This window comes from Nocardia grenadensis, assembly GCF_050942415.1.
GTDB lineage: Bacteria > Actinomycetota > Actinomycetes > Mycobacteriales > Mycobacteriaceae > Nocardia > Nocardia grenadensis.
Window position 1 is genome coordinate 2,748,541 of record NZ_CP192054.1, and the last position, 23,470, is coordinate 2,772,010.

22 protein-coding genes and 4 pseudogenes are annotated in these 23,470 nt (G+C 71.0%); 8 read left to right on the forward strand and 18 right to left on the reverse strand.

Annotated features, from left to right (window positions below; all coding sequences use genetic code 11):
• Window positions 1-447: 447 nt before the first annotated feature.
• Both ACQPYS_RS12435 and ACQPYS_RS12440 read left to right on the forward strand, forming a co-directional pair.
• A complete protein-coding gene (locus ACQPYS_RS12435) occupies window positions 448-1,395 on the forward strand; it encodes a helix-turn-helix transcriptional regulator (protein WP_063034122.1) in 948 nt (315 codons plus the stop codon).
• Window positions 1,396-1,514: 119 nt separating this feature from the next.
• The gene (locus tag ACQPYS_RS12440) at window positions 1,515-1,922 is read left to right on the forward strand and encodes a four-helix bundle copper-binding protein (RefSeq protein ID WP_433492685.1); all 408 of its coding nucleotides are present in this window, start codon (window positions 1,515-1,517) and stop codon (window positions 1,920-1,922) included.
• Between the two features lie 50 nt (window positions 1,923-1,972).
• On the opposite strand, the gene ACQPYS_RS12445 is transcribed toward ACQPYS_RS12440, so the two are convergent.
• Complete coding sequence (locus ACQPYS_RS12445) at window positions 1,973-3,109, reverse strand: cytochrome P450 (RefSeq protein WP_433492686.1); 1,137 nt, start codon at window positions 3,107-3,109, stop codon at window positions 1,973-1,975.
• Window positions 3,110-3,227: 118 nt separating this feature from the next.
• Here ACQPYS_RS12445 and ACQPYS_RS12450 point away from each other — a divergent pair.
• The 4 genes and pseudogenes from ACQPYS_RS12450 to ACQPYS_RS12465 form a co-directional block, all read left to right on the forward strand.
• Window positions 3,228-3,458, forward strand: a pseudogene (locus tag ACQPYS_RS12450) (ADP-ribosylglycohydrolase family protein); the annotation flags it as partial.
• A 13-nt stretch (window positions 3,459-3,471) separates the two neighbouring features.
• Window positions 3,472-3,660: pseudogene (locus ACQPYS_RS12455) on the forward strand (UBP-type zinc finger domain-containing protein); the annotation flags it as partial.
• Between the two features lie 323 nt (window positions 3,661-3,983).
• Window positions 3,984-4,355 (forward strand): hypothetical protein, encoded by a 372-nt coding sequence (locus ACQPYS_RS12460; RefSeq protein ID WP_433492687.1) that lies wholly within the window; start codon window positions 3,984-3,986, stop codon window positions 4,353-4,355.
• Between the two features lie 288 nt (window positions 4,356-4,643).
• A complete protein-coding gene (locus tag ACQPYS_RS12465; protein ID WP_063034241.1) occupies window positions 4,644-4,970 on the forward strand; it encodes a histone-like nucleoid-structuring protein Lsr2 in 327 nt (108 codons plus the stop codon).
• 43 nt (window positions 4,971-5,013) lie between these two features.
• On the opposite strand, the gene ACQPYS_RS12470 is transcribed toward ACQPYS_RS12465, so the two are convergent.
• On the reverse strand, window positions 5,014-5,670 hold the full coding sequence (locus ACQPYS_RS12470; protein WP_433492688.1) for a hypothetical protein: 657 nt from the start codon (window positions 5,668-5,670) through the stop codon (window positions 5,014-5,016).
• Between the two features lie 18 nt (window positions 5,671-5,688).
• On the opposite strand from ACQPYS_RS12470, the gene ACQPYS_RS12475 reads away from it, so the two are divergent.
• The gene (locus ACQPYS_RS12475) at window positions 5,689-5,922 is read left to right on the forward strand and encodes a hypothetical protein (protein ID WP_433492689.1); all 234 of its coding nucleotides are present in this window, start codon (window positions 5,689-5,691) and stop codon (window positions 5,920-5,922) included.
• Window positions 5,923-5,943: 21 nt separating this feature from the next.
• Here the strand turns inward: ACQPYS_RS12475 and ACQPYS_RS12480 are convergent, their stop codons facing one another.
• The 4 genes and pseudogenes from ACQPYS_RS12480 to ACQPYS_RS12495 all read right to left on the reverse strand — a co-directional run bounded on the left by ACQPYS_RS12480 (window position 5,944) and on the right by ACQPYS_RS12495 (window position 8,419).
• Window positions 5,944-6,612: a hypothetical protein gene (locus ACQPYS_RS12480; RefSeq protein WP_431938843.1), complete on the reverse strand. Its 669-nt coding sequence runs from the start codon at window positions 6,610-6,612 to the stop codon at window positions 5,944-5,946.
• 232 nt (window positions 6,613-6,844) lie between these two features.
• A pseudogene (locus ACQPYS_RS12485) lies at window positions 6,845-7,444 on the reverse strand (MSMEG_0568 family radical SAM protein); the annotation flags it as partial.
• 12 nt (window positions 7,445-7,456) lie between these two features.
• A pseudogene (locus tag ACQPYS_RS12490) lies at window positions 7,457-7,777 on the reverse strand (MSMEG_0572/Sll0783 family nitrogen starvation response protein); the annotation flags it as partial.
• A 108-nt stretch (window positions 7,778-7,885) separates the two neighbouring features.
• On the reverse strand, window positions 7,886-8,419 hold the full coding sequence (locus tag ACQPYS_RS12495) for a MarR family winged helix-turn-helix transcriptional regulator (protein WP_433492690.1): 534 nt from the start codon (window positions 8,417-8,419) through the stop codon (window positions 7,886-7,888).
• A 77-nt stretch (window positions 8,420-8,496) separates the two neighbouring features.
• On the opposite strand from ACQPYS_RS12495, the gene ACQPYS_RS12500 reads away from it, so the two are divergent.
• Complete coding sequence (locus ACQPYS_RS12500; RefSeq protein ID WP_431938841.1) at window positions 8,497-8,910, forward strand: MarR family winged helix-turn-helix transcriptional regulator; 414 nt, start codon at window positions 8,497-8,499, stop codon at window positions 8,908-8,910.
• Window positions 8,911-9,164: 254 nt separating this feature from the next.
• Here the strand turns inward: ACQPYS_RS12500 and ACQPYS_RS12505 are convergent, their stop codons facing one another.
• From ACQPYS_RS12505 to ACQPYS_RS12560, 12 genes are all read right to left on the reverse strand, one after another.
• Window positions 9,165-10,358 carry a glycosyltransferase gene (locus ACQPYS_RS12505; protein ID WP_433493032.1) on the reverse strand — a complete coding sequence of 398 codons (1,194 nt, stop codon included), beginning with the start codon at window positions 10,356-10,358 and terminating at the stop codon, window positions 9,165-9,167.
• A gap of 29 nt (window positions 10,359-10,387) precedes the next feature.
• Window positions 10,388-11,719 carry a glutamate-1-semialdehyde 2,1-aminomutase gene (locus tag ACQPYS_RS12510; protein ID WP_433493033.1) on the reverse strand — a complete coding sequence of 444 codons (1,332 nt, stop codon included), beginning with the start codon at window positions 11,717-11,719 and terminating at the stop codon, window positions 10,388-10,390.
• A 20-nt stretch (window positions 11,720-11,739) separates the two neighbouring features.
• A complete protein-coding gene (locus ACQPYS_RS12515; protein WP_063034246.1) occupies window positions 11,740-12,303 on the reverse strand; it encodes a YdcF family protein in 564 nt (187 codons plus the stop codon).
• Between the two features lies 1 nt (window position 12,304).
• Complete coding sequence (locus tag ACQPYS_RS12520; protein WP_433492691.1) at window positions 12,305-13,684, reverse strand: glycosyl hydrolase family 28-related protein; 1,380 nt, start codon at window positions 13,682-13,684, stop codon at window positions 12,305-12,307.
• Complete coding sequence (locus ACQPYS_RS12525) at window positions 13,681-15,147, reverse strand: protein tyrosine kinase (protein ID WP_433492692.1); 1,467 nt, start codon at window positions 15,145-15,147, stop codon at window positions 13,681-13,683. Before ACQPYS_RS12525 ends, ACQPYS_RS12520 begins: the two co-directional genes overlap by 4 nt.
• Complete coding sequence (locus ACQPYS_RS12530; protein WP_433492693.1) at window positions 15,147-16,559, reverse strand: hypothetical protein; 1,413 nt, start codon at window positions 16,557-16,559, stop codon at window positions 15,147-15,149. The genes ACQPYS_RS12525 and ACQPYS_RS12530 overlap by 1 nt, the downstream gene beginning before the upstream one ends.
• 24 nt (window positions 16,560-16,583) lie before the next feature.
• A complete protein-coding gene (locus ACQPYS_RS12535) occupies window positions 16,584-17,588 on the reverse strand; it encodes a CgeB family protein (protein WP_063034132.1) in 1,005 nt (334 codons plus the stop codon).
• Window positions 17,585-19,057 (reverse strand): lipopolysaccharide biosynthesis protein, encoded by a 1,473-nt coding sequence (locus ACQPYS_RS12540; protein WP_433492694.1) that lies wholly within the window; start codon window positions 19,055-19,057, stop codon window positions 17,585-17,587. The genes ACQPYS_RS12535 and ACQPYS_RS12540 overlap by 4 nt, the downstream gene beginning before the upstream one ends.
• Complete coding sequence (locus ACQPYS_RS12545) at window positions 19,054-20,208, reverse strand: glycosyltransferase family 4 protein (protein WP_433492695.1); 1,155 nt, start codon at window positions 20,206-20,208, stop codon at window positions 19,054-19,056. Before ACQPYS_RS12545 ends, ACQPYS_RS12540 begins: the two co-directional genes overlap by 4 nt.
• Window positions 20,205-21,260 carry a glycosyltransferase family 4 protein gene (locus ACQPYS_RS12550; RefSeq protein WP_433493034.1) on the reverse strand — a complete coding sequence of 352 codons (1,056 nt, stop codon included), beginning with the start codon at window positions 21,258-21,260 and terminating at the stop codon, window positions 20,205-20,207. Before ACQPYS_RS12550 ends, ACQPYS_RS12545 begins: the two co-directional genes overlap by 4 nt.
• A 29-nt stretch (window positions 21,261-21,289) precedes the next feature.
• On the reverse strand, window positions 21,290-22,126 hold the full coding sequence (locus tag ACQPYS_RS12555) for a glycosyltransferase family 2 protein (protein ID WP_063034134.1): 837 nt from the start codon (window positions 22,124-22,126) through the stop codon (window positions 21,290-21,292).
• Between the two features lie 170 nt (window positions 22,127-22,296).
• Window positions 22,297-23,460 carry a class I SAM-dependent methyltransferase gene (locus ACQPYS_RS12560; protein WP_433492696.1) on the reverse strand — a complete coding sequence of 388 codons (1,164 nt, stop codon included), beginning with the start codon at window positions 23,458-23,460 and terminating at the stop codon, window positions 22,297-22,299.
• Window positions 23,461-23,470: the final 10 nt, after the last annotated feature.

Consider the following 23,470-nt stretch of genomic DNA (forward strand, 5'->3'; position numbering starts at 1 on the left):
CGCCTCGATCGGCGCCGTCGGAGGGCGACACGACCCCCGGCTACCGCCGGATGCCGAGAGCAATCAAGATCGGCCCACCTTCTTCGTTTTGTGAATCCCCGAGGTTGGCGGGTTTCGTTTTCCGGACAGCCGAGCCGGTCGATCGGTCGCTCCGCGCATCCGGGCGGCGCCGTTCACGGATACTGGGCATCTCCGGGCATCCCGTCCGGAGGCGACAGCACGACCTGGCAATGCGCCGGCCCGGTATCGGCTCGGTGCGCGGCGGTCATGAGCGTGGTGCGGGCTTCTCCGTGACATCGCCCCGTCGGGAATCGGCGGGTCGGCCGGGCCACCGCGTTCGCCGACCGGTTTGCCCGGGACGACGACGCATGGTGTCGTAGAAGAGAACGACCAGCGTTCCACTTGCTCGGCGGCCGGTGGCGCGTTCGAACCGGCGAGAGGCTGTACATGCGGAGTTTGGCGTTCGACAGCGAGGACCTCGGCGCGACGGAGGCATTCCTCAACGACGCCTACACCAGCATGCAGATCGGTAACGACAGCCCCCGCGGGGTGCGCACCCGCATCCGCCGCGACATGCTCGGCCCGGTCAGTCTCGACCGACTGGACCTGGGTTTCGATATGGCCTACAACGCCGACCCGCTGAACAGAGTCTGCCTGGTGACCGTGCACTCCGGGACGGTCGAAGAGGAATATCACGGTGTGGGCCGCGACACCTTCGCCCCGGGCGACTCCGGCCTGCTCACCCCGCACGACCTGCCGTACACCGGGGTGATTCGCTCCGCGCGCTACGACATCACCATGTTCGGCCCGGCATTGCTGGACCGTCTCGCGACCACCACCGATGCGGCCGACCCCGTCCGCCTCAGTGGCCACCGGCCGGTGAACCAGGCGGCGAACCGGCAGCTGACCGCGGTGATCACCCATCTGCAACGGGTCGCCACCGACCCCGCCACCGCGGACAGTCCGCTGCTCGCCGCGGCCGGCGCCGATTATCTCGCCGCTACTGTGCTCGCCACCATGCCGACCACGGCGGCGACCGAGGCCGCGGCCACCGACCGTCGCGACGCCCATCCCGAGACGGTGCGCCGTGCCGTGGCCTATCTCGAATCGCATCTGCACGAGGATGTGACGATCACCCAGGTGGCGGCCGCGGCGTTCGTGACGCCGCGCGCCCTGCAACTGGCGTTCCGGCGCCATCTCGGCACGACACCGCTGCGATATCTGCGCAGGCTGCGGCTGGCCGGCGCGCACGACGACCTGTGCGCCGCCGTGCGCGGGGACGGGCGGACCGTCGCGACCATCGCCTACCGATGGGGTTTCGCCCATCCGGGCCGTTTCGCGATCGCCTATCGCCATCACTACGGACGCTCGCCGTCGGAGGTTCTGCACACCTGAATCCGCAGCGCCGCGATATGCGCTACTCCGCCGGGAAACGTCCCGGCGGCGCAGGTGTGCGTGGTCGGCCATCGGGTAGCACGCCGGGGAGATCCGTCGACCCGACCGAGGAGCACACCATGACGCATGCGGCCGAAATGCTGGACCTGTACCCCCACGACCTGGACGGAATCGACCGCACCGCCCTGACCCGGTGTATCGAGGAATGTTTCTCGTGCGCGCAGGTGTGTACCGCGTGCGCCGATTCCTGCCTGAGCGAAGCCGTAGTCGCCGACCTGGTGACCTGTATCCGCACCGACCTGGACTGTGCCGAGATCTGCGATACCACCGGTCGCGTGCTCACCCGGCACACCGGGGGCCGTACCGCGCCGACCCGGCCGCTGCTCGAGGCCTGCACCGCCGCCTGCGCGGCGTGCCGGGAGGAATGCCTGCGGCATGCCGGCACGCATGAGCACTGTGAGGTGTGTGCGGAGGCGTGCCGCCGTTGCGAACAGGCCTGCCGGGACCTGCTCGCGACGCTCGGCTGACCGCCCGTGGTGAACAGCCGGGACGAAGCGGCGGGCCGCTGTGGCCGTGCTCATCGCCGCGCGGCGTCCGCGGTTCTCGGGGCACCGGGCACGACCGTGAACTCGAGCCCGTAATTGTTCAGGGTGGCGGGCAGTGGTGCAGCCGGGCCGAGTGGCGGATGTGAGCGCAGGCGGAGTTCGGGGCCGGACACCATATGCGCGAGCAGTGCGGTGGTGTCGCGCAGGATGACCGGAGTGGTGGGCCACAACCGGATCGATTCGAGCACGCAGGCGCGCAGATAGGGCCGCAGTGCGGCGGTGCCGGGGTCCTCGGCTTCGGCGCGGGCCCGCGCCCGCTGGTCCGGATGGTCGGCCAGGAGGGCCAGAGTGCGCGAGAGCGCTGCCCCGGCGGCATCGAAGGCGAACAGCCATTGCGGAATCTGGCCCACCGGGTCGATCGCTCCGGCGGCAGGTACCGCCGCCAGGGCACCCGCCAGGCTGTCCGGTTCCGCCGATTCCACGTAGTCGTACAACCGCGCGAGGAAGTGGTCGCGGCGTTTGCGGCGCGGAGGTGCCAGGAACGACCAGTTCGCGGCCGACCGGAGCCGCCACAACTCGTCGGTGATCGCGCCGTCGTGCCGGGCCCGCTCACCGAGCGCGATCCGCCGCACCAGCCGCCACCACGCGGCCGTGAACGTGCCGGCGTCCAGTAGCCCGCGCCCTCGGGCACGGGTGAGCAGATCCTGTGCTTCGTCGGCGACCTTCGCCGCGAAGGGGGCCGCGAGACGATGCAGTGGTGCGCCGGTATCCAGCGCCGCCTCGTTCACCGCGCGGCGCCGTGCGCGGACCGGTCCCTGCGACACCAGCACACCGTGCGGCTGGAACTGTTCCAGCGCGGCCCGTTTCTCCCGGTTCGCCGGGTCGAACGGAGCGGGCGCTTCGTCGAGTACCCGGCCGACATCCTCGGGGTCGAGCACCACGACGATCCGGCGGCCGGGTACTACCAGTTCGACCGGCCCGCGGCCGAACTCCGTACGCAGGGCGCGGATCCGCCGGATCGCGCGTTCGTCGGCACGGAAACGTTCCAGCAGTCCGAGCATCGGCCGACGGCGCGCGATCACCCCCGCGGCGATCGCCGGGAAGCCCAGATCCACCAGGGTGGTGGCCGCCCGGATTCCGGTGAGCCGGTGCCCGTGCACATCCGCCATACCGTTCTCCTCCCGTGACCTGACCGGCGAGTGCCGGTGTCGGGCGCGTACCCGGGTGCGGGCCGGTGAAACGAAACACGGTTGCGCCGAGGGCGGGTAACGTCCGGGGCGTATCGGTGTGACCGGCGGAACGGCCGGACGGGAGGGGAGCGGTGCCGGTCGAAGCGGCGGTCGGGGACGCCTACGGTGCGGGGTTCTGCGCCGGATCAGCCCGGACAGCGACAAGAGCGCCGCGGCCATGCGCGCGGCGCCGATCGGGCTGCTGCCCACCCTGGACGATGTGCTCCACCATGCCGCGGTCCAGGGCGCCGTCACCCACGACACCCCCGCCGGGATCGCGTCCGCGCCGGCGGTGCACTATTGCCACCGCGACCGGGCACCCGTTCGTGCAGAGTTACGAACCGGGCGAGGACTGGTTCTGGGACTACCGGTCCGGCGAAATGTACGAGTCCGGGCCGGAACTCGCGCCGCCGCGGAATCATCCGAGCTCGCAGACCGTGCCCGGGCCGCGGGATCGGGTACCGGCGGACTGGCAGGACCACATCCACTGAGGTCGGCCGGCCCCCCTCGCGGCAGCGAGCCGCCGAATCCCATCGGCCACAGTCGGTGAACGTGCGTGTTCACCCGTCCGTTAAGCGCCACCGGGTGGCCAGCGGCACGTCCGGGTCGCCGATCCGGCGCGGCACCCCGGCCGTATCGAACCCGTAGTCGCGGTGCGGCCGGAACCTGCGCGCGACGGGAAACCGCTGACCCACTCCGTCCCCCTCGGACAAACCCTCCAGCGAACCGAGCACCGAGTCGATGCAATTCGTCGAATGGTGGCCGGATCGGGTACTCGACCGATCACCAGCACAGCGAGCGACCTGGAGGCGGCGTGCACGGCGAGGCGGACGAGAACACCAGCGACGGCGTCCACACATTCGCCGAGCTGTATCACTATCGGATGTTGTACAACGCGCTCATAATCAACGAATGGGCGCGCGGCGACCGATACGACGTGCACAAGAGCATCCGGCACAGCGACGGGGAACTCTGTTTCGGTGGTGGCTGGTTCGTCGTGTACGCGACATTGCCGACTGGGCAGATCGCCAACCACTACCGGATGCGGCACTGGGGGCTGTTCCGGATCCCGGTACGGCCGGTGCCCGCTGTATGGGACGGGCACAGCGCGCGCGAGGCCGCCGAGCGGATGCTCCGGTTCCTGCGGGAACCGCCGCCGGGATTCAGTCGGACGCCGGTGACCTGATCGAGGTCGCGCGGTATCGCCGGCGTGCGGCTGCGGCGCGGTCTGCCGAGGTGGCGGCCACCGTGGGTGCGGTGGAACACGCCCGGTCCACGACAGTGCCGAAGCCTTTCCGCGGCGGCGGGGGCACCCGTATGGAGGCGCGGCCGCGCGCCGGCACTCTCGGACGAGAGTCCAAGTGGCTCTTTCTCATTGGTTTCTCAGCGTTTCTGAGGCGGTATTCGAGGGTGATACCAGTACGGTGTCGCGTGCCGGGTCGGCCGGTGGTGTAGTGAGTGAAGGGATGTGGGTGTGGCGCGCAGGGTAGTTGTCACGATGGTCGATGATCTGGATGGCGAATCCGTCGCGGCGGAGACGGTGTCGTTCGGCGTCGACGGATTGCTGTACGAAATCGACCTCTCCGAGGAGAATGCGCGGGAATTCCGCGCGGCACTGGACAAATGGGTGCCGTTCGCGCGCAGAGTCGGCAAACAGCGCCGGGCGAAAGGTCAGGTGCCGGACCGTCCGCAATCCGCGAAAACGGTGCGGGAATGGGCTCGGCGCAACGGGCACGAGATACCCGATCGCGGCCGTATCCCCGGTGCCGTGCTGGCGGCGTATCAGCGTGCCGCCGGCTGACGCCCGGGCACCACGGTAGGCCGTGGTGTTCCCCGGCCGGCGATCAGGTCGCCGGCTCGGGCGGGGCGTGGACGGCGATCTCGCCGCTGAGCGTCCGGCCGCTGTTGAGCCGCAGGCGGTCTCCGCTCCAGAATCGGCCGGGGTCGTACCAGTCGGGGCGGCGGGTCTCCGGGAGCAGACCCATCGCCTGGTAGGTGGCCGCCACGATCTCCGCGCAGTAGGCGTTCTCCACCTCGCGGGCGGCGGGCGGGCGGGAGCGGCGGCGCGGCAGCCGGACCCGGCCGCGGAACCAGCGCCCGGCGAGTGCCGCGGTGGACGGGAACGGGGTGCCGTCGAGCCGCGCCACCGTGCGTAGCACACCGTCCTCCATCTCCCGGGTGGCGGGCGGTTCGAGCTGCCGCAGCCAGGCCTGCTGACCGTAGCGATTCGCCCAGGTCAGTACCGCGTCGCGCAGATTGTGCAATTGAGCGCCGCGGTGCGCGGTGCCCGACCACATATCGGGTAGCGACCGGCCGAGTTCGGCGTGCCAGATCAGCGCGGGAAGATCGTCGATCACCACTGACATGCCCACGTGGTTGACCGGACTGTTCGTTGTCATCCGGATCATCCGATCGGCCGTGGAATGCCCACGGAACAACCAGATATCGCCTGTCCTGGTGATCTCGACAGCCCGGTCGAGATCGAGATCCGCACCCGCCATGGAAGTAGCCTATGCGCTATGAGGTGGTGGAAGGTATTGGGTTTGGCGGGAGCGGCCGGTGTGGTGGCCACCGGTGTGGTGGTGGTGCGCGCCGAACGCCGCCGTCGCGCCTACACTCCGGACGAGGTCCGCGAGCAGTTGCATGCTCGGTTCGCGCAGGCCGTGGCCGCCGAGCAGACAGTGGGGATTCCGGAACCGGAACCCCGCGCCGCCCGGCTCCGCGCTCAGGTGCGTCGGCTCTTCCGGCGCTGACGGCCCGCGCGCCGCCGCCGTTCAGACGACGGTGGCGGTCCGGGTCTGCGCGTAGGTGATGATCTCCTCCGCGAACTCCGACGCCGCGCGATCGGCGAAGCAGGTCCGCAGCCGGCGGATCGCCGTGTCGAGGTCCGGGCCGGGCCCGCGGTCGGCGAGCAGTACGACGATCGCCTCCCGGGTGCCGATCCGGTCACCGGGTTGGGCCAGGAGTTCGGTCAGGTAGCGGTCGGGGTCGGCGAGCTGGATCGCCCGGCGCGCGTAGGCGTGGACGCGCCGGGGGAGTTCGGCGCGGATGGTGTCGAGATCGGTCTGCAGTGCGTGCCCGCCCGGTTGCTCTGGATCGACCCGCAGCGACCACGGCCGGGTGAGTTCCTCGGGCAGGCCGTGATCGTCGATGAGGTCCGGGCCGGTGGCCTCCTCCAACGGGATCGGGGCCAGACCCAGCCGTTCGTTGCGCCAGTTGCCGAACTCCCACCAGGCCCGCGGTGTGGCGTCGAGATGCAGTCCGAATCGCAGAACCTGCTGACCGTCGGCCCAGATCCGCGATACCCGGGTGCGGCCGACGGACGCGACGCCCTCCGGCTCGACCCGCACCCAGGGGGCATCGGTGCCGTGAAAACCATACGGCTGGAGCAACTTTCCTGTTTCGCGCAGCAGGCGCCGCAGTGCCGGATCCGGTCTGACCATCCCGGCAGACTATCGATTCGCCCCGACACCTCGCCGCACCCGGCTCGCCCGGCGGGTTCGCGCGGGTCCGGCCGGACGATGTTCGGGACGCCGCCGCGGCCCCGGTCGCCGGCGCACCGGCATGGCCCGGAACCGTGTATCCAGCTGATGGGCGCACTGTCCAACGAAATTCGCCGGAGACCGCGACTTCATGCGCCGTGGACGGTGTACCGGTCGGCCGGAACGATCTCACTGCCGGAGGGAAGCGCCGACGGCGGAGTGGGCGCGGGGGTCCTCGGCGATCTGGGCGCCGGACTGACCGGTCCCGACAACCAGTACGGCACCGGTCGCGGCCCGCCGAGGTGCCGGTGATCATCACCCTCTGGCGGATCCCGTCGAGACGGACGGCCGCCGCCGCCGCGACTTCGGCGAGCTGATGGGGGCGTTTCACCGCGACCGTCTGCCCGGCGGTGAGCGATGCCTCGATCGCACAGAAACGGCAGCGTTGGTCGGCGGTGTACCGGACACAGGTCTGCACCACGGTGGTGGCGAGTACGTCCGCGCCGTGCAGCCGGGCGATCCGGTCGTAGGCGACGCCGTCGGCGGTGCGCAGATCGTAGAAGCGCGGGCGCTGTACCGGTTCCACCGTGACCCCGGCATCGGCGCCCTCGAACAGCAGGCGGTCCCCGCGTATCGAGTACGGACTGTCGGACCGGATGGGGATGGCGGCACCGGCGCCCCCGAACAGCACATGCCCGTCGTCGCTGGGACCGGCCCCGGAACGGCGCTGCACCGGAACGTCGACGCGGATACCGAGCAGCGCGAGGTCTACCCGGGTGGACACCTCGGTCATGACGGCGTCCTGGACCTGGTAGGTGGAATTGATGATGGCGCCCTTGCGGGCGTAGTGGATCAGGGCGTCCTGCACGTCCAGCGGATGCGCGGGAACCACCCCGGCGATGAGATCCTCCTCGCGCGCACCGTGCAGAGCGAGCCCGAAGCGGCGGGCGAAGACGGTGCCGCCTTCCTCGATGAAGGCCGCCAGCGCGTCGTTGATGTTCTGCTCTCCGGGGAATCCGCTGTCACCGGTGCGTGGGAAGCCACGGTTGGCGATGCAGTTGATCGCGCCGGGACCGTAGAAGTAGCTGGCGGATTCGAAGCCTTTGCGCAGCGCTCGGGTGGCCTGCGGTGTAACCGTGCTCCTGCGGTTTCGCGGCCGGCGTTCACAGTACGCCTACGCGCGGCGCCGGATTTCGTAACCGGCGCGAAACCCGGCGCCCCGTCGCATGGATGCTCAGGCGGTGGTGGCCCGTTCGAGGTTGCCGATGATGCGTGCCATGACATCCATCATCTGGGCGAACTCCTGCTCGCTCACGCCGTCCGCCGAGAGGTCGCGGATGCGGCCGACCGAGTCGGCGGCTGTCGCCCGGGCGGTGCGTCCGGCTTCGGTGAGGACGTATCGTCCGTCGCCGTCGCGGCCGACCCATCCGCGCTCGATCAGCGCGGCGACCACGTCGCGCGGGTCCTCGTTCTCGACCTCCCAGAACGGGCGGAGCGCGTCGGTCAGTTCCGCGTCGTCGGCCGGGCCGGCGGCGAGGGCGTTGAGGGTCTGCCATTCGCGCCGGGAGAGGCCGGCTTCGGCGACCAGCCTGTCGAAGGTCAGTTCGATCAGCTGGTCGAGACGTTTGACCTGGTAACCGATGAGCCGGTTCTCGCCCGCGGGTGCCGCTTCCGCCGGGGCCGGGTCGGCAGCCGGTTCGCCGCAGGCGGCGGCCAGCGGGATGAGCAGTGCGGTGGCGGTGCCGAGTAGCAGGGTGCGGACGTTCATCGGGTCTCCTATCAGATACATGAACAACCATAATTAGTTGTTACTAGACATGTATATATCCGTAATAGCATGTCCGGGTGGACGATGTCGAGCGCGTAGAACGAGCGATGATCGCGATCCGCCGTCGGCAGACCCGGCGAGCCCTCGCGAAAGAGGGCGAAGCGGCCGGGCAGTTCTTCGAAGTGCTGGACGTGATCGAGGCGACGCCGGAACCCACCGTGTCGGCGGTGGCATCCGCCCTGGCCGTGGATCAGCCGCGGGCCAGCAAGCTGGTGGCGGCCGCAGTGTCCGAAGGCCTGGTTCGCCGGGTCGCCGATCAGTCCGACGGCAGACGTTCGGTGCTGGTCCTCACCGAACGCGGCCGGCAGATCCTCGAGCGGTCCCACGCGCGGCGCCGGGCCGCCTTCGATACCGCCATGGACGGCTGGACGGCGGGCGAGCGCCGCGAATTCGCGCGGTTGCTCGATCGTTTCGTGCGGGCGATGCCCTGATGCCCCGGCGGATGGAGATGCCGGGGCATCAGGGGTATCCGGGACCTGGTTCGGTCCGAGCGCGGTGAGTCCGGTCGGCACCGTCCCCGGGTCCGCAGGGCCGGGTCAGGTCCGGCGGCCAGGTGCCCCGCCTGCGTACTGTCGCGGAGCCCGCGCCGGAACGCTTCTCCAGCGACCGGCCCTCCGGCGGCAGCGAACCCGCGACAACGTACTCCTCGCGGATCGGGACCTTCCCACGCCCCGCCGGCGTTCGATCAGACCGTCCCGGCGCAGCAAGGGATCGAACCGGTGAGCACCCCGGTCAAGGTTTCCGCCATGCGGGCCCGGAACACCGGGGGAGCGAACGTTTCCGCGTGCTTGCGGATCCCGGCCGGATCCAGATCGGTGGTGGACGGGTCGCGGAGGGCGGCCGCGAAACCATCGATCACCTCCTCGTCGGCTGCGCCCGCGATATGTCCGCCGGTGCGCCCGGGAATCACGGTGTCCAGGGCACCACCCGCCCCGACCGCGAGGACGGGCGCCCCGCAGGCCATCGCCTCCACCGGCACGATCCCGAAGTCCTCCACTCCGGGCATGAGCAGGGCGCGGCAGCGACGGTACATATCGGCCAGGACGGCGTCCGGGGCGGCGCCGAGGAAGGTGGTCTCCGGGCCGGCGATCGCCTCCAGCCGGCGGCGGTACCGGCCGTCACCGACCACGACCAGGCGCAGGCCGGCCCGCTGGGCGGCACGGATCGCCAGGTCGGGACGTTTGTAGGGGACCAGGCGGCCGGCGAAGAGCAGGAAATCCTCACGCGGTACCGACGGATCCGCGGCGAAGCGGTCCAGGTGCACCGGGGGATAGACGACCGTGGCGGGTCGTCCCCACCAGTCCCGGACCCGGTCGGCCACCGCGCGGCTGTTCGCGACCACCGCCGCGAGCCGGGGCGCCGCGGCGGTTTCGGTGCGCCGGGCCAGCACACCGAGCGCGGCGAGCGCGGTGCGCCCGGCGGGGCCGTCGGCTTCCCGGGCCCGGAACGCCGGATCCCAGGCCCAGCGGGCGGGGCTGTGTACGTAGGCGATCACTGGGGCGTCGGTGGCGAAGACCGCCTGGGTAGCGAAGGCATGATGGCTGACCACCACCGCGTCGTACTCCGCGCGTAGGGGGAGCCGGCGCAGCGCCCGGGGGACCAGGGGCAGTAGCGGTGCGTGGGACCGCTTACCGGTGAGCGCGTAGAGGCGCGACAGCCGGGTGCCGGCGACGGTGTCCCACGGTGGATGCGCGAGGGCCGGTGCGGCGGCGGGATCGACGATCGGCGCGAACACCCGGGCGTCCGGCCAGGTCCGGCACAGTTCCCCGACGACCGCTTCCGATCCGCCGTATTCGGTGAACCGTTCGTGCACGATCGCCAGCCGGGGGCCACCCGGCCGGGCGGTCGCCGTGGGCCGACCGCTCGGGTCGGCGGGCATGGGCGGGGCAGGGGTGGCGGCGTTCGTGGTCACCGGGCGACCTCCGCGAGCAGCCGGCGAGGTGCGGCGTGGGCACGCAGCGCGGGGGCCACCGGGCGGCCTTCGAGCAGGCCGGTGACAGTGCCCTGGTCGAGGGCCCGCCGGTAGACCGCGGCGGCGTGGCGGCAGGCGACGATCGTGTGGTCGATATCGCGGTCGGTATGCGCGGCGGAGGTGACGAACGATTGCCCGAGTACGCCGTGGCGCAGCAATTCCTGGAGGAAGAGGGTGCGGAACTCCTGGGACGGGTTGCCGTCGGGATCGAGTGTCCGGAACAGCAGGCACGATGGGCGCCCGGCGAGACACAACCGGTCGCCGATACCCATTTCGGCGGTGATCTCCTCGACCCCCGTCCGCAGTCGCCGACCGGCGGCCTCCATCCGGCCCACCGGATCGGTGGTGGCGTAGGCGTGGACGACGGCCCGGAAGGCGGCCAGTCCACCCGTTTCCGGGCCGTGGGTGGTCGACAGCAGGAACACCCGGTCCGCGTCGGTCCGCAAACCGCCCAGTTCGAGATATTCCCGGCGCCCGGCGAGGGCGGCGATCGGGAAACCGTTACCCATCGCCTTGCCCCAGCACGACAGATCCGGCACCACGCCGTATACCTGCTGCGCTCCGCCGGCCGCCCACCGGAAACCGGTGATCATCTCGTCGAACACCAGCAGCGTGCCGTAACGGTCGCACAGTTCTCGCACGCCGAGTAGGTAGCCGGGCGGCGGTTCCTGGAGCGCGGTCGCGGCTTCCATGACCACGCAGGCGATCTCGCGTCCGGCCAGGACCTGTTCCAGGGCGGGTAGGTCGCCGTAAGGGAAGGAGACTGTCGGCTGGGGTGGGATCCCGGCCGACATCGCGGTGGTCCCGATGAACCAGTCGTCCACGGAGAAGAAGGGTTGCGCGCAGACCGCGACGGTGGTCCGGCCGGTCACCGCACGCGTCAGCCGCACCGCGGCGGTGGTGGCATCGGAGCCGTTCTTGGCGAATTTCACCATATCCGCGCCGGGCACCAGCGCCAGGAAATCCTCGGCGGCGGCCAGTTCGGTGACGGTGGGCCGGGAGAAGCCGACACCGTCGGCGATGGCGGCGGTTACCGCGTCGACGACGGGTCGGTAGCCGTGCCCGAGCGTGACCGACCGCAGGCCCATCCCGTATTCGACGAATTCGTTGCCGTCGCAATCGGTGACCCGGCAACCCTGTCCGCGCACCAGTACCGGCGCCATATGCTCGGGGTACTGGTCGGCGCAGCGGGCATAGGTGTGCGCGCCGCCGGGTACCAGGTCGTGCAGCCGCGCCTGGACGGCGGCGCTGCGGCCGAAATCGGTGATCACACTCGCTCCTTCGCGGCTCAGCAGCCGGATTCGGTGAAGGCCTTCAGATACCCGGCGGTCTGCCGCACGTACATCCAGGCCTGGAACACGGGGTCGGTACGGCTCGGGCTGGCGACCATGGTGAGTTCACCGTCGAAGCAGCGGCCGACGATATAGCGGGCCCGGGAGACGTGCGGGGTGAAAGTGACGACGATGATGTGCCGCCAGCCGCCTGCCTCCGCCCGGCGGCGGATCTCCTGGGCTTCCCCGCGGGTGGTCCACGGGTGTGGTTCGAAACAGGTCACCCGGAACGGGTATCCGGTGCGGCAGTAACGGTCCATCCGCGGATCGTCGAGACCGGTGGACGCGGCGATCAGCAACTCCGGTGCCCACTGTTGCCGCACCAGCTCGAGTCCGACATCGAATCGTTCGTACGGGGTCCCGCCGAGCACCACGATGGCATCGGCGCGGCGCAGCGGGTCCACCTGCGGTCGTACGAACACCGGCCCTCCGGCGACCGCCGCCAGGGTCGCCAGGACGACGAAGGCGGCCGCGACCCGCCACCGCCGCGGCCGGCGGGTTCCCGGGATGTGCGCGGTCATCTCAGCGCACCGGGCGGTCACGGCCCAGCGGCGCGGTGCGCAGGGCGCCGTCGGGAGCGACCACCAGGCGCCAGTACCCACCCTCCGGATCCCGCAGGACGACACCGGCGTCGGCGTGGTCGGACAACCACGCCCCGCTGGCCAGCACCGAGGCCAGGCCCGCACCGTCGGGGGCGACGGCACGCAGGATCTCCTCCGCGCCCTCGGCGCGGGCGGTGACCGGACCGGTGAACGTCGGCCGGTGGGTCTGGCCGCGGCCCAGGACCTGCCAGTTGCTGGGGAACACCCGCGGGCCGATTTCGGTGCCCGCGCTGGAGATCAGGTTCACCGCGATCCCCTCCGGGCATCCGGCTTCGGCGATCCGCAGTTCGACCGGGCTGCCGCCGGGGTCGGCGTCGAAGGCGATATTCGCCAGATACGGCTGCCGGCAGTAGATCAGGTCGATATCGCACGAGCGCGCCGCGACCTTGCAGTTCACCATGCCGAACTGGGACGGGCCGCCTTTGCCCGCGGTGCCGACCTGCACCGCGATATCGGCGCCCTCGAACCACACATTCGTGAGCCACCAGTTGTTGGCGGCGCCGTCGACGAACAGGTGGCGGTCGGTGGTCACCGGGTCGTTGTCGGAGACGAATTCGACATTGGTGAGCGATAGTCCGGCGTTGTGGTCGTTGCCGGTGCCGAGCACCCCGATCCGGTTACCGGAGAACTTCGAGGAGGTGACGTAGTTCTGGATACAGGAGGTGGCCAGGCCGATACCGAAATTGTTGATATCGCAGTCGATGAACGAGGTGCCGCCGGTGTTCGCCTCCAGCACCACACCCGTCTGCGCGGCGTAGCGGGGATAGTTGTCGGAGAGGTGGTTGCCGCGGATGAGGACGGTATCGAAACTGCAGCGGAAGCATTCGGTGAGCCGGACCGCGGTGGCCTCCGGGCCGGACAGATAGAACCCCATGCGCGCGAACCGGACCCGCTGTTTGCCCTCCAGATCGACCAGCGTGACGTCCTGGTCGCAGAACACCGTGGTCACATCGGCGCCGTCACCGTAGACCACGGAGTGGTCGGGTAGGTCGGGCCAGGCGGTGACCCGGTAATCCCCGGCGGGGAGATACACCACCGGGGGGGCGCCGTCGGTGCGGCAGGCGGCGGCCAGCGCCTCGGTATCGTCGGCTTTCCCGTCGCCGACCGCGCCGAACGCGCGGATATCGCGCACGGTCGGCGAGGCGGTGCCGGTGGCCAGCACGATGGGCGCGGGCGGGCCCGACGCGGCCAACGGTACCGTGACGGCACCGATTCCGGCGGCGCCCAGGCTCGCCGCGAGCAGATCACGCCGCTGGATCCGCCGCCCGCCCTCGTCCCGGCGCGCTCGTTTGTCGCTCACGAGCGCCGCCACCAGGTCCGGCGGGGCGCCACCGCGACCACCCCGGATACGGTGGCCCCGGCGGCGGTCAGCGCGGTGAGTGCCGACTCGATCCGGCCGCGGCGGCCGCTCCCGAGCCGCACCACCGCGACGGTGCCCGCCGCCTTCGGCGCGACGGCCGGGGCGTCGGCGTCGGCGATATCGACGATCACGCGGTCGAAGCGTTTCGTGACCTCGCCGAGGATCCTCTCGAAGCGTGCGGAGGCCAGCAGATCCGGTGTCCGTTCGTCGGCGCTACCCAGGGCCAGCACGACCACCGATCGCTGGGGCCAGGCGACGAAGGCCTCGTCGAGATGGACGTCCTCGCGCAGGACGGCGGCCAGCCCGTCCGCCGCCCACGGGCCGGTCTCGGTGGGGACCGCCGGCACGGACGCGGGCAGTTCGTCGAGCGCCGCGGCCGGTTTGGTCCGCAGATCGAGTTTGACTGTCGGCGGGTCGAAGATCTCCCCGCGGATCGCCGCGGAGGTACGGCCGGACGCGGCGGTCACCAGCTCGCGGGCCTGCTTCCTGTCCCGGACCGGCCAGTCGCCGGTCGTCGCGGGCGATTGGAGTGCGGATTCGGGCAGCAGGGCCGAGACCCCGTGCCCGGTCGTGTTCGCATCGATCACCAGGACCTCTGCGCCGGTGGCGCCGAGTACCGAGGCCGCGCCGAGGACAAGTGCGGGTTCGTAATTCGCGTCCAGTGCCGTGAAGACCAGCGGCTTGGCCTCGGGCAGCCGGGCCCGCAACGCCCGCAGCCCGGCCGACTCGCGGTCGGTGCCCGGCGCGACCGTGGCCAGCACCGGCTGTCCAAGCGCCGCGAGTTCCGCGCTGTCGCGGACCCGGGTGTTCAGCCGATTCAGCAGGTAGGCGAGGGCCGCGCCGAGCAGCAGGCCGCCCAGCGCGCCGACCGCGTACAGCCGGGACCCACCCGGGCCACTCGCCTCGGCGGGAGCCTGCGCGGCGTCCACGACCGCCACGCGCGCTGCGGGGGCGGCGGTGACCTCGATGGTCTCCAGTTCGTCGACCAGCGCGCGGAACTGGGCGACCACCTGATCGGTGAGCACCCGGCTGGTCTCGGGATCCTCGTCGGTTACCGAGACCCGCAGCAGCGAGGTCGCCGGCGGGGTATCGGCGGTGATCGCGGCGCGGAGTTCGTCACGGTCCAGGTTCAGCCCGAGCTGGCCGATGACCCGGTCCACCACATGGTCGCTGGTGATCAGCTCGAGATAGGACCGCACCCGTTGCTGGGCGGCCAGACCGCCCTGATAGGAATCGGCCACCGAGGTACCGGTGGCCATCGATACGTACAGGGTACTGGTGGCCGTATAGGTGGTCGGCGTCGATTCGACCTGATACGCCGCCAGACCCACGCCCAGCGCCACGCCCGCCAGCAGTACCGCCCAGTAGCGGCGCAGCAGGCGCAGGTAATCGGGCAGTTCCATCATCGTGTTCCTTCACTTCCCACGCTTGCGCCGACCGGTACCGCGACGGGTCCGGCCGGTGGTTGTCCATCGGGTGCAGCGGGCGGCCCGTGGACGCACCGCCACTGGCCCACGGCCAGCCGGACCAGCCAGGCCAGCACCACGACCTGGAGGTATTTTCCGAGAGTTTCGGCACTGCCGAGCATGCCGCGTTCGAAGACGACCGGCACCTCGATCAGCGCGATACCGAACAGCGCCGGCACCAGATGCCGCGCGTAGAGCGACCGCGCCCAGCCCACCAGGACGACCGCGGTGAACATCACCCCGACGACGACCCCTGGCAGGCCGGCGATCACATAGCCCTCACTGATATTGCCTTCCGCCAGCGATACCGACACCTGGCTCATATCCACCGAGGCGCCGCGTACTTCGCTCGCCCAGGCGGTTCCGGCGTGCAGCTTCTCCTCGGCCAGCAGTTGCGCCGGCACCATGCTGCGCGCCAGGTGCCCGATCACTTCGCCGGGGCTCAGCCACGAGTTCGGCCCCAGGTAGTAGGCGTCGGTGGCGGCTTCGAGCAGGTCGAACCGGCGCAGCAGACTCAGGAACGGGCGCACCCCGTCGGGGTAGGCCCCGTCCACGGCGGCCGCTTCGGCGCGCAGATACGGTGAGGTCTTCAGCGATTGCAGCCAGTCGAAGCCGGCGATACCGGTCATCGAGACCGCGCCGATGCCGAGCACCTTGTCCCGGGTCCAGCCGGTGAGCGCGAAACGTACCGCGACCGCCAGTGCGGCGCCCAGGATCGGCGTTTTCGATTCCGTGGCCGTGGTCCACCACAGTTCGCCGGCCATCAGCACGCCCAGTACCGCGATGGTGCCGGACTGCCGGGGCGGTCGGGCGAAGACGATCAATCCGATCGCGCCCAGGATGGCGGGCATGGTGAGCAGGCTCAGCACCGGTGAGGCGCTCTGCACATCGCCGGCCTGTCCGGCGGCGCCGGTGGCCACGCTGAGCAAGCGGGCGAAGGTGCCCAGTAGGTAGAGGACCCACAGGGTGGCGATCAGATCCGGATCACCGGCCAGCGGTGCCCGCCCCGGCCGGGGCCGGGTCCGGGTCCACAGGGCGAAAACCAGCACGATCAGCGCGTAGACGGTGAGACCGAAGGCCACCGGACGCAAGGCGGCCTCGATCCCCACGTCGTATCCGATCTCGGCCAGCCGCGGGTCGGCGACATTGTCACCGAAATGCGGATCGGGCCGCACGGTCAGCAGCACCACGGGGCGGGCGACATACGACATCGCCCAGTACACCGCTTGCGCGATCAGCAGCACCCGCAGCACACCGTGGGTGAGCAGGGCGGCGCACACCATGGTCGCCAGCGCCGCGACGACGACGAGCAGCGGCTCGTTCGAGGTGATCAGGTCCGGGATCACCATCGGCACCGTCGCGCGATCCGCGATTCAGTCCAGCGCACGCAGGATCTCCTTCGCCCGGTCGGTATAGGTGTGACCGCCCTCGACGATCCGGCGGTACCCGGCCTCGGCGGTTTTGGCCGCCTGATCCGGGTACAGCGCGCAGCGTTCGAGGATCTCGTCGAGTTCGTCGCGGCTGGAGAAGAGGAAGGCCTCGGTGCCGTCGTCGAGCAGTTCGGCGTGTTCGTCGGTGCGTTCACCGACGAACAACCCGCCCGACGCCGGCACCTCGAAGGTGCGGCAGGTGTGGGTGTCGCGGTTGGCGGAGTTGAGCAGCACCAGGTTCGCCGTCACCGACGCCACCGCGATCGCGAAATCCTCTCCGTACACCGGTCCGGCGACCGCGGCCCGGGTGGTCTGCAATTGGCGTACCCGCCGCCAGCCGGGACCGCGCACCAGCAGCTGGGATCCGTAGGTGCGGGCCAGGGACACGATGCCGGGCCGCCGGTCCGGGCGGCAGGCGCCGATGAAACCGACCAGGAACTGCCGGGTACCGCGCCGGGCCGCCGGATGATGCCAGGCCGGATCGTAGGCGCTGCGCACGAAGAGGGTCCGGGAGACGCCACGGCCGGCGAGTTCGGGCAGGTTGTGGCGTTTGGTGGTGACCACCATGTCCCATTCGGACTCGTGCGCGAGATAGTCCGCGGTGGTGTTGTCCGGATTCGAGACGTCGTCGGGGCTGTAGTGCACGTGATGCGCCGCCGGGATCTCCAGTAGCCGGGCCTGATCGAGATACACCGATTTGAAACCGAACACCAGGTCCGGGTGCAGTTCGGCGGCGGCCCGCTCCAACCGGGTGTGCACCCGGTCCACTGTCCACGGCGCCCGGCGCCCACCGGTTTTCGCGTACAGCCACGACGGTGCCAGCCGGGGCGGCAGGGTCACCGGGGTGGAGTCGACCACGATTACCTCGTGGCCGAGTCGGCGGAACCCTTCGGCGAGTGAGCGGGCATTGCTGCCCAGCCAGTCGTCGCCGACGAACAGAATCCTCATCGTGTCCCTCTCCTCTGCGCACCGACGGGCAGCGCAGTGCCCGTGGTACGTTCCCGCACGATCAGTGCGCGCATCCGCGCGAGATACCAGATCGCCACCGCGAATTCCGCGGCCACGATTCCGGCGGCCAGCGTCCACACCGAATGGGTGCGCAGGGTGAGCAGCAGTGCGCACCCCGCCACGACGGTCCCGGTGGCCGAACCGATCAGCACTCCGACGGTGTCCTGCCGCACCGGCAGGACCGCGGTGGTGACGAACGAGGTGACGGTGGTGGCGGGCAGTATCAGTGCCTCCAGGCGCAGGACACCGGCAGCGCCACCGAACTCGTCGCCGAAGACCAGCCCGATGATCAGCGGCGCCGCCACCCACAGCGCCGCGGTCGCCACACACGCCGCCGCCACACAGACCCCGAGCGCGCGCAGCGCGTCCGGCCAGAACCGTTCCTCACCACTACGTTTGGCCATCCGCGGCAGCAGCGCGAAACCGATCGGGTCCAAGAGCGACTGCACTGCCCGCACCAGCCGGTCCGCGGCGGAGTACAGCCCGAGCGACGCCGCGTTCAGGACCGCGCCGTAGACGGCGGCCGCGCCCTGCCCGTAGCTGGTGGTCAGCAGTCTTCCCGTCACGACCGGCAGGGCCGCGCGGATCAATTTCCACGCGCCGTGCGGACGACCGGGCGGACCGAACGCACGCCAGGTGTCCCACCAGGTCAGGGCCAGGCTGATCACCGAGGAGGCGAGCAGGCACAGCATCGCCATGGCGGCGGTGGGGAACCGGGGCAGCAGGGTCAGCAGCGCGACGAGATAGCCCACCCGGGCGATCGACTGGTACAGGGTGGACGCACCGAAACGGCCCTGGCCGATCAGCACCCAGTCCTCCGACATCGACCAGAAACCGCCGACGAACAACCCCAGCAGCACCATGCCCAGGTAGTCCGGTGCGCCCGCGGGAACCGCCGTCACCAGCGCCGCCGCGAGCACACCGAGGATCCCGCCGCGGATCGCGAGGTAGGTGCCGCGGGTGTGGTTCACGACCTCCCGGTCGGTCCCCGATTCCTGGATACGCGCGGCCAGATAGGAGGTGATACCCAGGTCCACGATCAGCGAGCCGAGGAAATACGCCGACATCCCGATGGCCAGCAGTCCCATTCCGGAGGCGCCGAGCAATCGCGCGATCAGCGGCAGGGTCGCGACCGTGACCAGGTACTGGCCGTATTTGCCGAAGCTGACGTAGGCGATATCGCGGAGGACCGTCGCCAGTTCCCGCAGTCGTGTCGCCTTGGTCCGCGGCTCCGTCTCCGCCGGCGGGATCGTCGTGATCAGCGGGAGTTTCTCGGTCGGCCAGTCGGCGAAGGCCGGGATGATCTCGGTCGGCAGGTCGTAGTCGGGGACGCGCAGGCCGTCCATCGACACGGGGTAGTGGCGGTGGACGATGCGGATCGGAATGGTGTGCGGGTCGGCGGGGTTCATCGTGCGCGCACCGTCCGCTCTCGGGTGACCTGTTCCAGTAGCCCGGTGACCGCCCGCGCGGTGGCCGCGATCCCGAAGTCGGCGCTGCGTTCGCGCGCCGCCGTACTGAGCCGGGTGCGCAGTGCGGGGTCGGCGATGAGCCGGTCCAGCGCGGCCGCGAGCGCGGCGGGGTCGCCGGGTGTCGTCAGCAGACCGTCGACCTCGGACCGCACTATCTCGGCCGGGCCGCCCGCGTCCGCCGCCACGACCGCGCATCCGGCGGCCATGGCCTCCACCACCACCTGTCCGAAGGGTTCGGCGAGCACCGAACAGTGCACCGCGATATCGGCGCGGGCGAAGTAGGGACCCGGATCGTCGACATGGCCGGTGAATTCGACCGGCAGTCCGAGCGCGGCGGCCGTGTGCTCCAGTCGCGCGCGGTAGTCCTGTTCGCCGAAGAACGTGCCGCCCACCAGCGCGACGGCCGCCGGCCGGTGGCGCAGCAGGGGGAGCGCGCGCAGCAGGATCTCCTGCCCCTTCCACGGGGTGAGACGGCCAACCATGGCGATCCGCACCGCATCGGGATCGCGCTGGTCCGCCCGGTGCGGGGCCGCGAACGATTCGAGGCCCGGGTGGGCGATCGCCGCGACCCGGCCCCGGGTGTAGAGCGTGCGCAGCGTGGACCGGCTGTTGGCGACGATGCCGCGCGCGACCGTCCAACCCAGCACCCGTAGCGCGAACGCCAGTGCCCGGCCGAAGTATGCGCCGCTGATCCGGTCGTGGACCTGCCAGACCAGCGGGACTCCGGCGCGCCGGGCGGCCACGGCGCCCATCAGCAGAGCCTTCGTGCTCTGCGCGACCACCACGTCGGCGCCCTGGGCCCGGACGATCGCCCCGAGCCGGACGCCCAGTCGAGCCAGGCCGGCCGCGCCGGTGAGCAACCGCAGCGGGCCGGAGCCGTCAACGGTCAGCGAGCGGCTGTCGAAAGCGCTGCCGCACATCGTGACCGGTATCCGGTGGGCACGGAACCGGTCCACCAGCGGGCCGGGGGCGGTGAACAACATCGACGGGTCCACCGTGCCGCTCGCGCGTAATGCCGTCAGCAGCCGCAGTGTCGCGAGTTCGGCACCGGAGGGCGCGGCGGTATGGGAGAGGAATACGGCGCGGATCATCCGGTCAGCTCCCGGTAGAGAGCGATATGCCGGTCGGCGGCCGCCGCCCACGAAAAGGTCTCGGCGTGCGCCCGGCAGCGGTCCGGAGCGGGGACCGCGCCGTCGAGCGCGGCGGAGAGCCGGGCGGCCAGCGCGCCGGCATCGCCCGGGGGCACGATCAGCGACGGGTCCAGGCCGCGGACCGAATCGGGCAGGCCACCGCACGCGGTGACGACCGGGGCGCGGCCCGCCGCCAGCGATTCCAGCGCGATGAGCCCGAAACCTTCCAGCGCCACCGACGGCACCACGGTGACCGCGGCCCTCCTGTACCAGCCGGTGAGTTCGGCGTCGGTGACCCGGCCGGTGAAGGTGACGCCCGAATCCGCGCCGCGGGCCTGTTCGCGCAACGACGACTCGGCCGTACCCGCGCCGACCAGTACCAACCGCGCCTCCGGGTGGGCGTCCCGAACCGCGGGCCAGGCCCGCAGCAGTACATCGATACCCATCCGGTGTTCCAGCCGGCGCACGCACAGCACCAGGGGTGTGGCGTCGCCGGGCAGTGGAGCGGGGCGGAACCGGTCCAGATCGACACCCGGCGCGATCACGGCCACTCGGTCCGGTCGTACGCGGTAGTCGTGCACCAGTAGGTCCCGGAAGTGTTCGGACAGGACGACGAACCGGTCGGCCGGTCGGGCGCGCAACCTCTCCAGCGCGTATTTCGCGCCGACGGCCAGCGCATTGCCGCCGGCTGCCCGGCTCTCCGCCGCCCACGGCCCGTGGAAATGCACTACCAAGTGCCGAGCGCGGGCGTCGGGGGGCCCGTACAGCGCGAAATGCCGGTCCAGCACGGCCGGCCGGCCGGCCGCGCCGGATGGGACGTCCCGGAACGCGGTACGCGCGCGCTGCCACGTGGAGCCCCCGACGGGTCCCCATGACAGCCCACCCGCGGGTGCGTCGCCGAACGCGGCAGCCGAGACCTCGACCTCGGGCCGGTCGGTCAGCGCCGCGAACAGATCGGTGAAGTAGCGGTTGAGCCCACCCGCCGCGGCCCCGAACCACTCCGAGCCGGTCATATGGATCCGCGGCGGCGCGGCCGGCGCGCTCATCGGCGCGACCCGATCCGGTCCCGGGCGAACTGCCCCGCCCGCACCCGCAACCGTTCCAGTGCCGTCCGCGCCAGCCGCAGATCGCCGATGGCCACATCCAGCGGCGAGAGCAGCAGCGGGCAGTCCCGGGCCAGTCGGTGGTGGAACCGCAGGGTCTCGCTGAGTTTGCTCACCGTCGAGGTGCGCGCGCAGAGATTGAACGACGAGGCCCGCCAGGCCGCCGCGACGTCGGTGAGGCCGAAGAACAACCCGAACTGCCCGACCCGCGCGAACAGGTCGACGTCCATGGGGAACACCAGGTCCCCGCGCAAACCGCCGACCCGGTCGAAGTGTTCGCGCCGGAACATCGCGGCGGCGGTGGGGCCGAAATCGGCGGGCCCGCGGCGCACAATGGTGCGGGCCAGCGCCCGGGAGGTGCGGACCCCGTCCAGACCCGGCAGGCCGAGACCGGTCTCCAGCAGCTCACCCTGTTCGTCGATCACCTGGAACCGGCTCGAGCTGATGGCGAACGCCGGATCGGACATCACCTCGAGCTGCGCCGCGAGCGAACCGGGCAGCAGGATATCGTCGGCACACACCACTTTCACCAGGTCACCGGTGGACAACGCGATCGCGCGATTCCAGTTGTCGCCGATGGCCAGCGTGGTGGCGTTGCGTTCCACCCGGACCCGCGAATCGTGGAAGGACGCGGCGATCTCGCCGGTGGCGTCGGTGCTCGCATTGTCGAGCACCAGCAGTTCGAAGTCGACGTCCTGACTCAGAATCGAACGCAGCGTCTGTTCGAGTGTCCGCGCGGCCTCGTAGGCCGGGACACAGATCGACACGCTGACCACTGGTGATCCTTTCGATGAAATGGGAGGGGATACGCCGGGAAGGCCGGCGTATCCGAGGCAACGGTTCGCTGTCCGCGGTTCGGGGTGGTCCGATCCGCGGATCGTGTGGTTCCGCGGAACCGTCCGGGGTGCGGAGGAGCAGTGGTCCGCACGCCCGCGGGGTGTGGGTACTACCGGATGGGCCGCTCCCACACCGGGTCGGCCGGCTCGTCGGTGAACCAGCGTCCGGCCAATTCCGGGAAACGCTCGGATACCTCGGGGAGCAGGTCGGGTACCGTCAGCAGCACCCGATCCGGCCGGGCCGCGACGAGGTCGGCCGGGGCGATGATCGGCACATCCGTCCCCGGCATCCGCCGGCCCTGTTTGGCCGGCGCCGCGTCGGCGACCCCCGCCAGCAGTTCCCGTCGCACGCCCGCCCGGCAGAGCAACGCCACCGCGCGCGAAGCCGCTCCGTAGGCGTACACGCGCTCACCGCGCGCCGCCGCGGATTCCAGGGTGGCGCGCAGGCGCTCCGAATGCCGGTCGGCCGCACGTTGCAGGCCGCGCAGCACCTCCGGGTCGGCCGCGGCCGCTTCCCGGTCCAGGATCCGCCGCACCGCCGCACCGGGTTCGGCGGCACCGTGCACCGCCGCCAGCAGCACCGTGCCCCCGTAAAGGTCGAAATCCCAGGCGTCCACCACCGACATCCCGGCGCCGCGCAGCAGCTCCCGCAGTGCGGGCAGGGAGTAGTACGCGAAATGGCCGTGCCGCAGCGCGTTCCACTGGCCCTGCGTCACGATCGTGTGCAGCGGATGGTACTGCAGCAGCAGCACACCGGTGGGCGCGGTGGCCGCCGCCCGGACGGTGACGGCCGCGGCCTGATCACGGTCGTGCATGAGACCGAACGAATCCAGCACCACATCGGCGGGTCCGTCGGATACGGCGAAACCGCGCTCGGCCAGCAACTCCAGCCAACTGCCCCCGTGCGGGCTGGCGAACTCGCGCACGGTGTGGCCCCGCAGCAGGCCGGCATCGCCGACCCGCCGCACCGCGTCGCCGGCCTGATCCCGCAGCGCGCGGGGTTCGACGCCGCGCGGTTCGGCGGTCACGGTGTCGTCGTGCGCCAATTGCGCCAGCCCGCAGCGGCGGCAGACCACCATCGCCAGTGGATGGGCGGCCTCGTCCGGCCGCGGGACGGTATCGGCCGGCGGAAAGTGATCCGCCGCCGGCATCGCCCCGAGATCCAGTACCGTCACCAGGTCCGCGGCGCGGCAGGCCCGGCAACCCGGCGGGTCGGCCGGGGGCGGTTCGAGCAGGGCCGCGCGGCCGCCGCGCGGCGTAACGGATCCGCTCATGGCACCATCA